The sequence below is a fragment of the Frankia tisae genome (assembly GCF_025403405.1).
GTDB lineage: Bacteria > Actinomycetota > Actinomycetes > Frankiales > Frankiaceae > Frankia > Frankia tisai.
In genome coordinates this window covers 1-13,293 of record NZ_JANEZT010000022.1, presented here as the reverse complement: position 1 = coordinate 13,293, position 13,293 = coordinate 1, and the positions used below count along the sequence as shown (strand labels likewise).

At 72.5% G+C, this 13,293-nt stretch carries 11 protein-coding genes and 1 riboswitch; of the genes, 6 read left to right on the top strand and 5 right to left on the bottom strand.

Annotated elements, in window-relative coordinates; genetic code table 11:
* Positions 1-142 precede the first annotated feature (142 nt).
* The 5 genes from NBZ85_RS03810 to NBZ85_RS03790 all read right to left on the bottom strand — a co-directional run bounded on the left by NBZ85_RS03810 (position 143) and on the right by NBZ85_RS03790 (position 5,448).
* A complete protein-coding gene (locus NBZ85_RS03810; RefSeq protein ID WP_261554572.1) occupies positions 143-1,216 on the bottom strand; it encodes a nucleotidyltransferase domain-containing protein in 1,074 nt (357 codons plus the stop codon).
* A 436-nt stretch (positions 1,217-1,652) separates the two neighbouring features.
* A complete protein-coding gene (locus NBZ85_RS03805) occupies positions 1,653-2,222 on the bottom strand; it encodes a GNAT family N-acetyltransferase (protein WP_261554571.1) in 570 nt (189 codons plus the stop codon).
* Positions 2,215-3,480, bottom strand: coding sequence for an NAD-dependent epimerase/dehydratase family protein (locus NBZ85_RS03800; RefSeq protein ID WP_261554570.1), 1,266 nt, complete (start codon positions 3,478-3,480; stop codon positions 2,215-2,217). The genes NBZ85_RS03805 and NBZ85_RS03800 overlap by 8 nt, the downstream gene beginning before the upstream one ends.
* A gap of 265 nt (positions 3,481-3,745) precedes the next feature.
* Entirely contained in the window at positions 3,746-4,477 is a 732-nt protein-coding gene (locus NBZ85_RS03795; protein WP_261554569.1) for a CAP domain-containing protein, read from the bottom strand.
* Between the two features lie 218 nt (positions 4,478-4,695).
* Positions 4,696-5,448 carry a DedA family protein gene (locus NBZ85_RS03790; RefSeq protein ID WP_261554568.1) on the bottom strand — a complete coding sequence of 251 codons (753 nt, stop codon included), beginning with the start codon at positions 5,446-5,448 and terminating at the stop codon, positions 4,696-4,698.
* A 461-nt stretch (positions 5,449-5,909) separates the two neighbouring features.
* Between NBZ85_RS03790 and fbaA the strand changes: the two genes are divergently transcribed.
* The 6 genes from fbaA (at position 5,910) to NBZ85_RS03760 (ending at position 12,965) form a co-directional block, all read left to right on the top strand.
* Positions 5,910-6,947: a class II fructose-bisphosphate aldolase gene (gene fbaA, locus NBZ85_RS03785; RefSeq protein WP_261554567.1), complete on the top strand. Its 1,038-nt coding sequence runs from the start codon at positions 5,910-5,912 to the stop codon at positions 6,945-6,947.
* Positions 6,948-7,856: 909 nt separating this feature from the next.
* Positions 7,857-8,068: riboswitch (cyclic di-AMP (ydaO/yuaA leader) on the top strand.
* Positions 8,069-8,087: 19 nt separating this feature from the next.
* On the top strand, positions 8,088-8,768 hold the full coding sequence (locus NBZ85_RS03780) for a transglycosylase family protein (RefSeq protein WP_261554566.1): 681 nt from the start codon (positions 8,088-8,090) through the stop codon (positions 8,766-8,768).
* Between the two features lie 666 nt (positions 8,769-9,434).
* Positions 9,435-10,154: a transglycosylase family protein gene (locus NBZ85_RS03775; protein WP_261554565.1), complete on the top strand. Its 720-nt coding sequence runs from the start codon at positions 9,435-9,437 to the stop codon at positions 10,152-10,154.
* Between the two features lie 43 nt (positions 10,155-10,197).
* Complete coding sequence (locus tag NBZ85_RS03770; RefSeq protein WP_261554564.1) at positions 10,198-10,635, top strand: DUF3151 domain-containing protein; 438 nt, start codon at positions 10,198-10,200, stop codon at positions 10,633-10,635.
* Between the two features lie 73 nt (positions 10,636-10,708).
* The gene (locus NBZ85_RS03765; protein ID WP_261554563.1) at positions 10,709-11,992 is read left to right on the top strand and encodes an adenylosuccinate synthase; all 1,284 of its coding nucleotides are present in this window, start codon (positions 10,709-10,711) and stop codon (positions 11,990-11,992) included.
* Between the two features lie 121 nt (positions 11,993-12,113).
* Complete coding sequence (locus NBZ85_RS03760) at positions 12,114-12,965, top strand: hypothetical protein (RefSeq protein ID WP_261561519.1); 852 nt, start codon at positions 12,114-12,116, stop codon at positions 12,963-12,965.
* The last annotated feature ends 328 nt before the right edge of the window (positions 12,966-13,293 follow it).

Below are 13,293 nucleotides of genomic sequence, written 5' to 3'. Positions count from 1 at the left end.
GCTATCTGTACACCGTGTCCGAGTCGCCGGACGGGCTGCGCATCGACAGCCGAGGCACTGCGGATGGTCGCCGTCCAGGCCGAGCGCTCCCGGCTGGGGCGCCGCACGGCCCTACCGGACCACCGGTGGATGACCTGACCGCTCAGCCGAAGGTCGGGAACTCCGGGCCGAAGACCGAGCCCCACAGGGCCACGGCCTCCTCGTGCTCCCCGGCCTGTTCCGCTTCGACCGCCTTCACCGAGTAGATCCGGGCGGCCCGGATGGTCTCCGCGAGCGCGTCGACGTCCTCGGGGCGCAGGTAGGCGGACAGGTCACCGCCGACGTCCGCCGGGTCCGCCGCCACCAGACCGACCTCGTCCATGTGGCGGAAGACCTCGGCGAGCCCCTGCCGGGTGTTGAGCCCGCGCCCGGCGAGGACCTGCCCGGCGAGCGCCTCGATGTGGAACGAGCGCAGATGGCTGCCGCACACCCGGTTCCACGCCTTGATCAGGCGCACCGCCGAGATCACCCGAGGGCCGAGGTCGGCGGTCCAGCTCGTGTGCCGCTCCGGGCGGGTCGGCAGCCAGCCGCCGACCCGGTCGGGCATGACATAGCCGGCCCGGGGGTGGTCGAACGCGGGGACGAGGTGCACGTCGGGCGGCGAATCGTAGACGATGCGCAGCGCCTGGCCGCGGCTGCCGATCGTCTGGATCCGCTCGCCGCCGATCGCGTTGCGCACGCAGAGCACCAGGTCGCGCGAGTCCCAGCGAAAACGCTTCCAGGCGCTGTTCGCGGCGGAGAAGACGGCGAAGATGTCGACTTCGTCCAGCGGCCGGATCATGGTGTCCCGCCCGGCCGACCCGATCGTCGCGACGCCGACCAGCGGCAGCGCGCACCGGGGCGGGAAGATCGCCCGCAGCGCCCGCTCGGCCTCGTCCCGGCGGGCGGCGATGACGGCCTTGTCCTCGGCGCTGAGCCGGATCAGATCATCGAGCTTGGCGAAGGCCCGTGCCGTCGTCCCGACCAACAGGGGACCGGTCATCGCTCCGGTCGTCGGGTTGATCGGCGGCAGGGATGACTGGGCGGGTGCCCCGCCATCGGGTGGAAACAACGCGTTGGGCGCGCCAGGCGTGGACTCGTTGGACCGCCGCCAGTGCGACGGAATGATCAGATGGTCGTAGGTGACCTCTCCCGGCCGGATTCCGGCCGGTGTCCCCCGAGGGGTATCCACGCTCATGCTGCTGACCTCCCAGGCGCAGGTAGCGCCGAACCGTTCGGGCTCCCCTCCCCGGACGCGAGGCGGACCTCCCACGGACCGTCTCGGACGCCCCGCCCTCACTCGACCCGTCGGCCAACGGTCGCGACATCGCTTTACATGGTGCCCCAGGGCATCACGGTCTGAACAGGGGGCTGCCGTCGCGGCGTGTCCACCGCTCGCCCTGTGCCGACGAAACTACGAGAAGACGGATGCCGCCAGGCTGACAGAAGGCCACCACCGCAGCAACACCGACACAACTCCACGCGAGGACATGCAACGACGGTGGGCAGGGATTTTCGGTCTGGCAAGGATGAAATGGGCCGGGCCGGGCGCGTGACCAGCCGGGACGGCCGAGGTGGCGCCGCGCCGATGGGCAGCGGCCGAGCCACATGACGGTGAGTAACCGCCTGGATGATCAACCCGTTGGCGGGCGCAGCCAGATCCGCCACCAGTCGGCTATCAGGACGGGGGTAGGCACGAACGAGGTCGCCTGTCCCAGCCGCTTCCCGATCCCGTCGCCGCGGCGGATCCTCGTCTCCACCAGAGCGCCGCGGTACTCGAACCAGCCGGCGACAGCGCGGACCGCCTCGGTCGCGTAGCCCTCGTGCCGGCACCCGAGCACAATCGACACGCCGACGACCGCGCGGCGCCCCTGGGTGTCCGCGGCGACCAGACCGACGGCCGCCGGCCCTGACTTGAGCCGCAGCACCCAGGTCAGCACCGACCGGCCGGCGCCGGCCCGGCGGCGCAGCTCACGGCGCAGCGACCCGGCCGGGTCGAGCGGGTCCGGGGCGGCGGCGTGCGGATCCGTGCCGACGATCCCGCCGTGGGGGCCGACTCCGTCCCCGCCGCGTCCGCCCGACCGGGCGACGACCGCCGTGAACGCCAGCGTGGGCGCGAGCTCCTCGGCGACATACCCGGCGTTCCAGATGGTGAGTGGCAGGGCGAGCAGCCGGGGGGTGGTGAGGGTCGGCCCTTCACCCACGGCGGGACGGCTCCTGGACCCCGAGCAGACCCCGTTCCCGCAGCCACGACTCGGTGCGGTCCATGCCGTCGGCGAGCGACACGGCGGGCGACCAGCCGGCCAGCCGGCCGATCCGGGAAATGGAGAAGCCGGCGTCGCGGGTCAGTTCACGCAGACCGAGCGCCCCGAGGTCCACCCGGGCGCGCGGGTCGACGCCGGCCACGAGCCGGGCCCCGAGATCGCGGACCAGGGCACCGGCGGGTCGGCCCGGCACGGACGCCGAGGGGGCGGCGCCGGGCGGTGCGGCCACCTCGGCGGCCCCCGCCAGCTCCAGTGCCTCCGCCTCAGGCACAGCGCCCGCCGGTGCCGACGGCCTCGGTGCCGCCAGGCGGCCCGCGCCGAGTGCCCGGACCCGATCCCACGCGTCCACGGCCTCGACGAGCCGGCCCGGCACGGACCGCGGCGAGGGCAGATCCAACATCCGGCTGTAGTACCCGAAGAACTCGGCGGCGCTGACCTGCTCACCCCCGGTGACGTGCAGCACCTCGCCGGCGACCGCGGCGCGATCCGCGGCGGCGACCGCCGTCACCGCCGCGACCACGTCGTCGACGTGGACCGGGCTGAGGACGCCACGGCCGCCGTCCACCAGCACGAACCGCCCGGCCCGCATGAGAAGCACCGGCCACAGCGTCCAGCGCCCCGCGCGGGGGCCGTAGGCATCGCCGATACGCATGACGGTGGCACCGAGCCCGTGCGCTGCGGCCGAGCCCACCGCCTGCTCGGCGGCGGCGAGTGCGTCGGCCCGTGCATCCCCGGTGAGGCCGACCGGGGCGGTCTCGTCCACCAGCGGGCCGCCCACCAGCCCGGCTTCGGCCCGCTCGCTGCCGCGCGGCGCCACCAGCGGCAACACGTCCACGCAGGACAGATGCAGGAAGCGGGCGACCCCGGCACGGGCGGCCGCGTCGAGCAGGGCGGCGGTGCCACCGAGGGTCACCCGCCGGACCTCGGCGCCGGGGACCCGCAGCGGCGCCCCCGCGCGACCCGGGCGTACCGGGGTGAGCTCCGCGACGCCGCCGGTGCCCACCGCGGCTGCGTGGATGACCAGCCCGGCCCCGTCGAGCGCCCGCTCCCAGTCACCTGGCCTGCTGATATCGGCCTGCACCACGCCGGGTGCGCGCCGGACATCCAGCGCGACGACGTCGGCACCCTGCCGACGCAGGGCATGCGCAAGCGCTCCGCCGAGAAACCCGGCCGCGCCGGTGACCACCGCCCGAACCACGGCCCACTCCTCCTACCCGGATCACCCACGACCGGGTCACCCGCGTCGACGATCCTGTCGCGATCGCCGCAGTCAGCTCCGCCGGCCGGGCCGCGTTCGCTGCCGTCGGCGACGACGTCCCGACCCTACGGGATCGACCGGCCCGTGACAGCGGACCATCGGCGCGAGTCCACCCGGCCAGCCGGCCCCCGGTCCCGCCCGCAACCGGAACCCGCCGGTGCCGGGGGCGGTACGGCGCACTCGGTGATCGGACCGGGGTGTCGTCTCAGGGGCCCGTTCCGGGGGTCGCGAAGTCCTGCGTCCAGTAGTAGCCGTAGACGCCGCCCGTCGCGAGGCCGACGCCGACCCGGGTCAGCGAGCAGGTGAGGATGTTGGCCCGATGCTCGGGGCTGTCCATCCAATCCCGGACGACCTCGGCGGCGCTGCGCTGCCCGGCGGCGATGTTCTCCGCGGCGACGGAGAAGTCGAAGCCCGCAGCCGTCATCCGGTCGAACGGGCTACGACCGTCGGGGCTGTCGTGGCGGAAGTAGCCCGATGCGGCCATGTCGACGCTGTGCGCCCAGGCCACCGCCGTCAGTACCGGATCGGCCACCAGGTTCGGGCAGCCGGCCGCCCGTCGCTCGCGGTTCGTGGCGGTGATCGCATCGGCGACCAGTCGAGCCCGGGCGGCCGGCTGGCCGAGCGCGGCGAGACCGGCGGCGCCCGCGGGGGCCATTCCCGTCGCACCCGGACCGGCCCGCGGGGACGGCTGCGCACCGGCGATGCCACCGATGGGGGCCGCCAACGCCTGGGCCCCGGTACGCGCCGCGGTGAGGCTGCCCGACCCGGCCCGGCCGGAGGATGCACCTGCGGCCGCCTCGTCGGCGTTCCCCGGGGGCGAGCCGCCGACGACCCACAGCACGGACACGAGCATCACCAGCAGGACGACCCCCACCACGCCGAACCCGGGCACCACCGAACGCCGCGGTGCCCGGTGCCGCTTACGCGTGCGTTGCATCGAACCCTTCGCTCGGTCGGCCCCCCGACCTCGTGCCTGGATCGATCAGGGCTAACTGGGCGTAGTCAGGAACTACCACCCTCGACGCCCATCGCCTACCCGATGTGATCGGGTAGCAATGTGGTGGAGATTACCCGCCGAATCGGCCAGGGCGGAAGCCCTGGCGCGGGGGGCACAAAGGGACAACGTCGACGTCCCTGCGGCGGAGACCCCGCGGGTCACCGCTTGCGATCGACCGCCGAGGCCGCCGAGGGGTCAGGTTCCGGCCCCGGCCCCGGCCCCGGAATCGGTTCCGGCGGACCGTCGACCGGGCGGGGATCATCACTCGCCGGCTCCCGGTCGGCGGCCGGCGCGGGAGCCGGTCCGGGGAGCGACTCCCCCCGGGCATCCCGGCTCCGGGCGGCGCGGCGGCGCAGCAGCTCGCCGCCGACCCCCGCCAGGACGGAGGCGACCACCACCACCAGCGCGAGCCAGCCCGTGGCGTCGCGCAGGCCAGGGATCGCGGAGGCCGCGTAGCCCAGCAGGATCAGCCCGGTGCCCCACACCGCCGCGCCGGACACCACAGCGACGAGAAACCGGTGCCACGGCATGGCGACGGCGCCGGCCAGGACCGGGGCGAATGTCCGCGCCCAGGGAACAAACCGGGCAGCCACCAGTGTGACGGCCCCGAACCGCCGGTAGAACTCCTCCGTCCGGGCCAGGGCCGAGGCGTACCGGCGTTCCAGGAAGGGCCGGCCCAGCCGGTGACCGGTGTAATACCCGGCCGCGGCGCCGGCACTGGCCGCGACGGCGACGCCGACCGACAGAACATAGATCGAGACGTCCGCGCCGGCATCCGCGGCGACCAAACCGGCTGCGAACAGGATCGTGTCCCCGGGAAGCCAGAACCCGATCAGGATCCCGCTCTCGGTAAAAATCATCGCGAACAGGACGATGTACAGCGTCGTCCCGGACAGGCTGCCGACGTCCACGTGACCAGTGTGCCGGGCGGGCCCGCCCCGGTGGCGGGCGCGCCGCCGCGGTTGACGTCCCGGGCCCGCCGACGGACCACACCCGTCCGGGCCATCACCGGGCCACGCCCGCGCGCGACCGCACCGGGAAGGGCGCCACGTTTCGGCCATCGGGCGTATGCGCCGCCCGGCGGGCCAACCGGATAAGTCCACGACGCTGCCCCGGACGCCCCGCGAGCCGCGCACCGGCCACCGGACCGCCGCGGGAGGCACCGGCGCCGCGGCACCTGCGCGCCCGCGCCGCGTCGGAAGCCGACTTTGCCCCGGCGACGTCGGCCGCATCCGACCACGCCGACGGGGCGTGCCGTCATACCCTTCGCCCACCAACAGTCCAACGGCGGTCTGCAGGTCCCATCGGGCTGCCCAGCGCCGCCGTACATGGCTGATCGGCGCCCCGACAGCTTCGACAAGGAGCCCCACCGATGCCCATCGCCACGCCAGAGACCTACGCCCAGATGCTCGACCGGGCGAAGTCCGAGTCCTTCGCCTACCCCGCGATCAACGTCACCTCGTCACAGACCCTCAATGCCGCCCTGCGGGGATTCGCCGAGGCGGGCAGCGACGGGATCGTGCAGGTTTCCACCGGCGGTGCGGAGTACCTGTCCGGTTCGACGATCAAGAACATGGTCCTGGGCGCGGAGGCACTGGCCGAGTACGCCCACCACGTCGCGAAGGCTTACCCGGTCACCATCGCGCTGCATACCGACCACTGCCCGGCGGACAAGCTCGACACCTACATCCGGCCGCTCATCGCGATCTCCAGGGAGCGGGTCGCGGCCGGGCGCGAGCCGCTGTTCCAGTCTCACATGTGGGACGGCTCGGCCGTCGAGCTCGAGGAGAACCTCAAGATCGCGGAGGAGTTGCTCGCCGACGCTGCTGCCGCGAAGATCGTTCTCGAGGTCGAGATCGGGGTCGTCGGCGGCGAGGAGGACGGCGTCGTCGGCGCAATCGACGAGAAGCTCTACACCACGCCGGGCGACATGTGGCGGACCGCCGAGGTCCTCGGCTCGGGCGAGAAGGGCCGTTACCTGCTGGCCGCCACCTTCGGCAACGTGCACGGCGTGTACAAGCCGGGAAACGTCAAACTTCGTCCGACGATTCTTCGTGAAGGCCAGGATCATGTCGCCCAGAAGCTGGGCCTGCCGGCCGGTGCAAAGCCGTTCGACCTCGTCTTCCACGGCGGCAGCGGCTCCGACCTCAGTGAGATCCGGGAGACCCTGGACTACGGCGTCGTGAAGATGAACGTGGACACCGACACCCAGTACGCATTCACTCGCCCCATCGTGGACCACGCTTTCAGGAATTACGACGGTGTACTCAAGGTGGACGGCGAGGTCGGGGCGAAGAAGGCGTACGACCCGCGGACCTACGGGAAGCTCGCCGAAACCGGCATGGCGGCCCGCGTGGCCCAGGCCTGCGAGGACCTCCGCTCCGCCGGTCGGTCTCTCAGCAAGGCATAGCCACCGCCGGCTTCCGAACCCGGCCCAACCGCAACCGTCCAGGCCCGGAGGACCACACCGGTGATCGTCGCCCGGGGTGCACCGCCGGGAGCTGTCAGGCCGAAACGGGCAACATCGGGCCGGTCCGGGTCCGCCGGTCGGATGGTTTTCACCTGAATCGCCGGCCTGGCCTGCCGATCCGGCCGGACCGGCGCCGAGCGGACAGCCGGCACGCTCCACGTCGGCGATGGTCCCGACGATGTCCCGTATCGTGCGGGCGCCCACGGTCCCCCAGTTGCACCATGCGACTGGGGGACCACTGTTTTTCCCCGAGTGGTCCCCATCGGGTCCGTTGCCCGGTCACGCTTACCGACAGCGGGTTTCGGCCAGATCAACCCACACGAGGCGGACGTGCGGCCGCACCGGACGTCCCGGGGAGTCAACCAGGACATCCAACCTCGGGACCTGGGCCTCCGGGCGCCCCCGTCTCGCCACGTGTCCGGCCGGACGCGCGGCGCACCCGAATGACATCTTTGTAAGTCACCGCCAGGTTTCAGTATCTTTTCTCACACAGGTAGGCTGGACCGGACGAACTGGGGTATTCGGGCCAATCCGTCCATCCGGCGCGTCGGCCCGCAGTCGATATTGCTTCTCCGCAGGTCACCCAATCGGCGCGATTCACCACGCTCTGGTTATCATCACCCATCGGCAAACAGGGTGATCAGCCGGATACAAATGCCCCCGCCAGCCATGCCGCCAGGTTAATGAGCGGGCGCGCACGCGCGTTACCAGTCACCCCAGGGCTACTCAAGCAGGCGCGCCGACTGTGCTCTTTTTCACGTGCCCTATTCAATGCTTGGCGACTCGCCGGGCGGCGTGGTTATGGTCTTCGCCGTGCCGACAACAACGTCTGGCATTCGTCGGGCGGCACGCCGAATCCTGCCCCCGACCGGCGATTTCACCAGCCTGGGCGGCAGGAACGGGGGAACCATCTCCGAGCGTCGAAAGGATTCGATGCTCTCGGGGTGAAGCCGTGAGTGACGGTCGCACGAGGGTCTTTCGGTGCGAGCACGCGTCCCCAGGAATACCTGGCACGGCCGGGCAGTTCCCAGCCCGAATCCGACAGCTCACCTCGCAGGCGTGGGGAAGGACCACAAATATATGTCCGACGCACGTACTAGTGGCCGACAATGGAGCGCCGGCACCCGCATCAGGGCACGGGCCCTCATGGTTGCTCCGGTTCTCGCGGCGGCGGTGGGCGGCACCCTTGCGGTCAGCCAGCCGGCCGAGGCGGCGACAACCTGGGCGGGTCTGCGACAGTGCGAGTCCGGCGGTGACTACACGGCCAACACCGGAAACAAATATTTTGGCGCCTTTCAGTTCTCGGCCAGCACCTGGCACAGCCTCGGCTACTCCGGCCTGCCACACCAGGCGGCCCCGGCAGTCCAGGACGAGGCCGCTCTCCGGCTCGCCCAGCGTTCCGGCTTCGGCCAGTGGCCGGTCTGCGGCCGCGGGATGGGCGCCGACCAACTCGCGGGGGGCACGTCGTCGAGCGGCGCGGTGCAGGCGTCGCGCTCGGCGCAGCGGGCCGCGCTGACCGTCAGCCCCGTCGCCTCCACCACCCCGCGGTTCACCCGCACCCTCACGGCCGCGCTGGTCAGGCAGGATCGCGCCGATGTGCGTGCCTGGCAGACCCGGATGAGCCAGCTCGGTTACCCGATCGCGGTCGACGGCCACTTCGGACCACGCTCCGCCGCCGCCGCCCGTTCCTTCCAGGGCTCCCATGGTCTGGCCGTCGACGGCATCGTCGGCCCAGCGACCTGGCACGCCACCTTCGGCTGAGCGCCGCATCACGCGCGGTAGCCATCCGGCCGATCGCCGCGCCGCCTAACGGCACGTACCACACATAGTCCATCCGGCCCAGGACGCGGGGACGCGCGTCACGGCTCCCGGACGACCTTCCCACCCCGGTGACACCGGCAGGGAAGCTCACCAACTCGGCCCGACCGGCCCGCCCGAACGCCCGGACGATCTCCGCTGCGCGTTCCGAAACGGGCCGGTCGGCCACCCTCTCCACGCCGGATGCGCCCTGCGGGGTCGGGATACCCCAGCCGCGCCGCCGGCACACCCCGCCGCCCGATCGGGCGGCACTCTCGGGCTCCGCCGTTCGCGTGTCCCAACCTGGTTACTCCGAACCACCCGGTTTGCGCCCCCTGGACCGCGATCGCTAGAGTGCCGATCACTCGCCACCCTGGCGGGGCCGCTCGGACGGACGCCGAGTCCTGCCCGACGTACGAGCGGTCGGCACTAGTACGCACCGCAACGGGCAGGAGTGGGGGACCCACCAATGCGGGCGTCCCAGACGCCCTTGGGGTTAAGCAGGCTCGTCCCAGCCATCCGGTGGGGAGAACGATTCCCACGCACCACCGACGGCCCGGGGCGGACCGGCCGGGCCATCCCAGCCCGCACCCGACAGCTCACCCCGCAGGCGATCGGGATTGGACTGACATGCCGTCAGGACAGCGTGGTGGTAAACATCGGGCCCCGCAGGCCCATTCGACCGCGGGTCGTATCCTTCGCACCACCGGTGCGGTGACGGCCATCGTCGGCAGCGGGCTCGCGGTCACCGCAGCCCCCGCCGGCGCCGCCACCGCCGACGACTTCGCCAAGCTCCGGCAGTGCGAGTCCGGCGGGAACTACTCCATCAACACCGACAACGGCTTTTCCGGCGGATACCAGTTCGACGACCAGACGTGGCACGGCCTCGGCTACTCCGGCCGGCCCTACCAGGCGTCCCCCGCCACGCAGGACGAGGCGGCCGCCAAGCTCTACAACGCCCGGGGCTGGAGCCCCTGGCCGTCCTGCTCCCGGAAGATGGGCCTGACGAACAACGGCCCGGCCTCGGTCGGCTCCGGTTCCGGCGACGTCATCGAGCAGGCCCTCACCCCCGCAGAGCCGCCGATGACGCTCGACCGCGCCCGCCAGGAGATGGGCGACAACGCCTACAAGGGCACCGTCCTCAACGCCGGATATGGCGACGACGTCCGCCCGGACGCCTTCGTCTGGCAGGCGGCGATGCGCAACAAGGGCTTCGTGCTCACCGTCGACGGCAAGTTCGGTCCGCAGTCCCAGGGCATCGCCGCCCTCTACGGCTACCTGACCCGCGTCAGCGACGGCCAGCCCGGTGCCGTCGGCCAGAACCTGTGGAACGTCACCGTCCGATCCTGACCCGGCGCGAGGCATCGCCCCGGCCGTGCGGCAGGATGCTCCCATGACAACGCCGTCCGATCCGGGCCGCAACCTCCTCTCCGGTCCGCCGCCGACGCTGCTGCCTTCCGACGCCATCGCCACCGACGCGCTGGCCGCGGGCGAAGCGCCAGCTGCCGTGGCCGCCGCCTCGCCCGCGCTGAGCGTCCCGTGGGCCGCCCTGGCCGAGATCGCGCTGGCCGGCGACCGGCCTGTCGAGGCGTACGCATACGCCCGCACCGGCTACCACCGGGGGCTCGACGCGCTGCGCCGCGCCGGCTGGCGGGGCAACGGGCCGGTTCCCTGGTCGCACGAGCCGAACCGCGGCTTCCTGCGTTCCCTGGCTGCGCTCGGGCGCGCCGCGGCGGCCATCGGGGACACCGAGGAAGCCACCCGCTGCAAGGCATTCCTCGCCGACAGCGATCCCGCCGCCGCCCGCGCACTCGACTTCGACGCACCGTGAGACACCGGCGTCGGGCGGTAGGAGCATCGCGCGATCGGCCCCGCGTGAGTGCCATCCCTAGTAACCTCGCCCGGTGCCCGCTCTCGTCCTCATCGGCGCCCAATGGGGCGACGAGGGAAAAGGAAAGGCGACCGACCTTCTGGGCGGCGCCGTCGACTACGTCGTCCGATACCAGGGCGGCAACAACGCCGGCCACACGGTGGTCATCGGTGAGGAGCGCTACGCCCTCCACCTGATCCCCAGCGGCATCCTGCGGGCGGACTGCGTGCCGGTGATCGGCAACGGAGTCGTGATCGACCCCGGCGTGCTGCTCACCGAGATGGACGGGCTCGCCGCCCGGGGCATCGACGTCTCGCGCCTGTTGATCAGCGCGAACGCCCACCTGATCATGCCGCACCACCGGGCCCTCGACCTGGTGACCGAGCGCTACCTGGGCAAGGCCCGGATCGGCACCACCGGTCGCGGCATCGGCCCGACCTATGGCGACAAGGTCGCCCGCACCGGCATCCGGGTCCAGGATCTGCTCGACCCGGGCATCTTCCGCAAGAAGCTCGAACTCGCGCTGCGGGAGAAGAACCAGGTCCTGGCGAAGGTCTACAACCGGCGGCGGATCGAGGTGGACGAGGTGGTCGAGGAGTACGCCGCCTACGCCGAACGCCTCGGCCCGCACATCGCCGACACCGGCCTCGTCCTGGACCGAGCGCTGCGCGAGGGCAAGGTCGTGTTGCTGGAGGGCTCCCAGGGCACGCTGCTCGACGTCGATCACGGCACATACCCGTTCGTGACCTCGTCGAACCCGACCGCCGGGTACGCGGCAACCGGCGCCGGCATCGGGCCGACCCGGATCAACCGGGTGGTCGGGATCATCAAGGCCTACACCACCCGGGTGGGCGCCGGCCCCTTCCCCACCGAGCTGGACGACAAGGTCGGCGAGGAGCTGCGGCGCATCGGCGGCGAATTCGGTGTGACGACCGGCCGCGCGCGGCGCACCGGTTGGTTCGACGCGGTGATCGCCCGCTACGCGGTGCGGGTCAACGGCCTGACCGACCTGTTCCTCACCAAGCTGGATGTGCTGTCCGGCTTCGACCGGGTGCCGATCTGCGTCGGCTACGACATCGGTGGCAAGCGGGTGGACGAGATGCCGATGACGCAGACCGAGTTCCACCACGCCCGCCCGATCTACACCGAGCTGCCAGGCTGGCAGGAGGACCTCTCCGACGTGCGGAAGTACGCCGACCTGCCCGCGACGGCGAAGGACTACATCCGGGCGCTGGAAGATCTCTCCGGCGCCCCCGTCTCCGCGATCGGCGTCGGCCCGGGCCGGGACCAGACCCTGGTCATCAACGAACTGGTCTGATCCCGCCCGGCATCACTCCCGCCCGGCCGGCCCACCATCCACCCACCGCACTTGCATTACACGGCGTTACCATCGACGCTTGAGTGGTCACGTTCAGCGATGGCGGGTGGGGGTGAGGACGGTGGCCGGTACAGGGTCCCGCCCGTCCGGCGACGATCACTCCGTGCCCGGCCAGATGCCGGCGCCGGCCGCCTCCGTCACCGCCGACACCCGGCCCGTCACGGAGACCCGGCCCGTCACGGAGACCCGGCCCGTCACGGAGACCCGGCCGGCGTTGTGGGCGCCGGCGGTGCGGCCCCGGTACCTGCGCCCGACCGACTCCGATGCCTGGCCCGTCGGGTTCTCCCCCACCGGCGAGGCGCTGCCGGACACCCTCACCGACGTGCTGCTACGAGGCAGCCACGCCATCCGCAGCTCGAAGCGCGCCGAGGCGCAGCGGCTCGAACGCGCCGCCGCGGTCGCGAACCACGTCGATGCCCAGATCCGCGACTTCCTGGACTTCTGTGCCACGGAAAGTCTGGTGCCGCCGGTCACCGTGCGGGCCCGCGGCACCGTGGCGCGCCGGACCGCGGGTCGGCACGGGCCCCGGCCGCGCGCGGTCGTCGACCCGCACGGGAGCCTCCCCCCGCGGGTCGCGGCGGATGGCGGCGGCGAGCCGGCCACCGGCGGGCAGTCGCCGCGCCGGGTGCATCGCCGCGAGCGGCTTCATGCCTGGCCGCTGCTGTACTGGCGGTGCGAATCCTTCCCGGCCGCCGGGCGGTCGCTGCACCTGTTCGTCGAGCCAAGCGGGCGTGCCTTCGAGGGACGCGACGATCCGTCACCACTGACGGTGCTCGGCCGGGAGGTCCGCGTCTGGCCGGTCGACGCGGCCGCCATCGTCGCCGGCATGGCCGAGGTGGACGCGCGGCGCTGCGCCCTGCACCTGGTGCACGGGATGGCCCACCTGCTCTGGCGCGCGGGCGTCGGCCTGTAGATCAGTGAGTCCGAACCCGGGCGGCACCGGTTACGGTGCGTTTTGCGCGGTCTGAGTCCTGCGGATCGTGCACATCGCACCGGGCTTCGCGCCCGGTTTGTCCCGGTGGATGGCCGTCGGCGGGTAGGCATGGGACACCTGATGATCAGCTACGCGCTAGGCTGGAGTAGTGACCCGACCCGACCGCCACGGCTCCCGGCCCGTTCCGGCGGTCGCGGGGGTGCCGCGCCAGCCGGCGCGCCCGCGCCGGCTGGCCTCCCCGGCGCCGCGCGTCGGGGACCAGCGTTGACGGCCGCCCCCGGCCCCGCCGGCGCGCGGCCGTCAACGC

Coding starts and splice junctions, on each gene's coding strand:
- NBZ85_RS03810 (WP_261554572.1), bottom strand. CDS start 1,216: ATGAGCGTGGATACCCCTCGGGGGACACCGGCCGGAATCCGGCCGGGA.
- NBZ85_RS03795 (WP_261554569.1), bottom strand. CDS start 4,477: ATGCAACGCACGCGTAAGCGGCACCGGGCACCGCGGCGTTCGGTGGTG.
- fbaA (WP_261554567.1), top strand. CDS start 5,910: ATGCCCATCGCCACGCCAGAGACCTACGCCCAGATGCTCGACCGGGCG.
- NBZ85_RS03780 (WP_261554566.1), top strand. CDS start 8,088: ATGTCCGACGCACGTACTAGTGGCCGACAATGGAGCGCCGGCACCCGC.
- NBZ85_RS03775 (WP_261554565.1), top strand. CDS start 9,435: ATGCCGTCAGGACAGCGTGGTGGTAAACATCGGGCCCCGCAGGCCCAT.
- NBZ85_RS03770 (WP_261554564.1), top strand. CDS start 10,198: ATGACAACGCCGTCCGATCCGGGCCGCAACCTCCTCTCCGGTCCGCCG.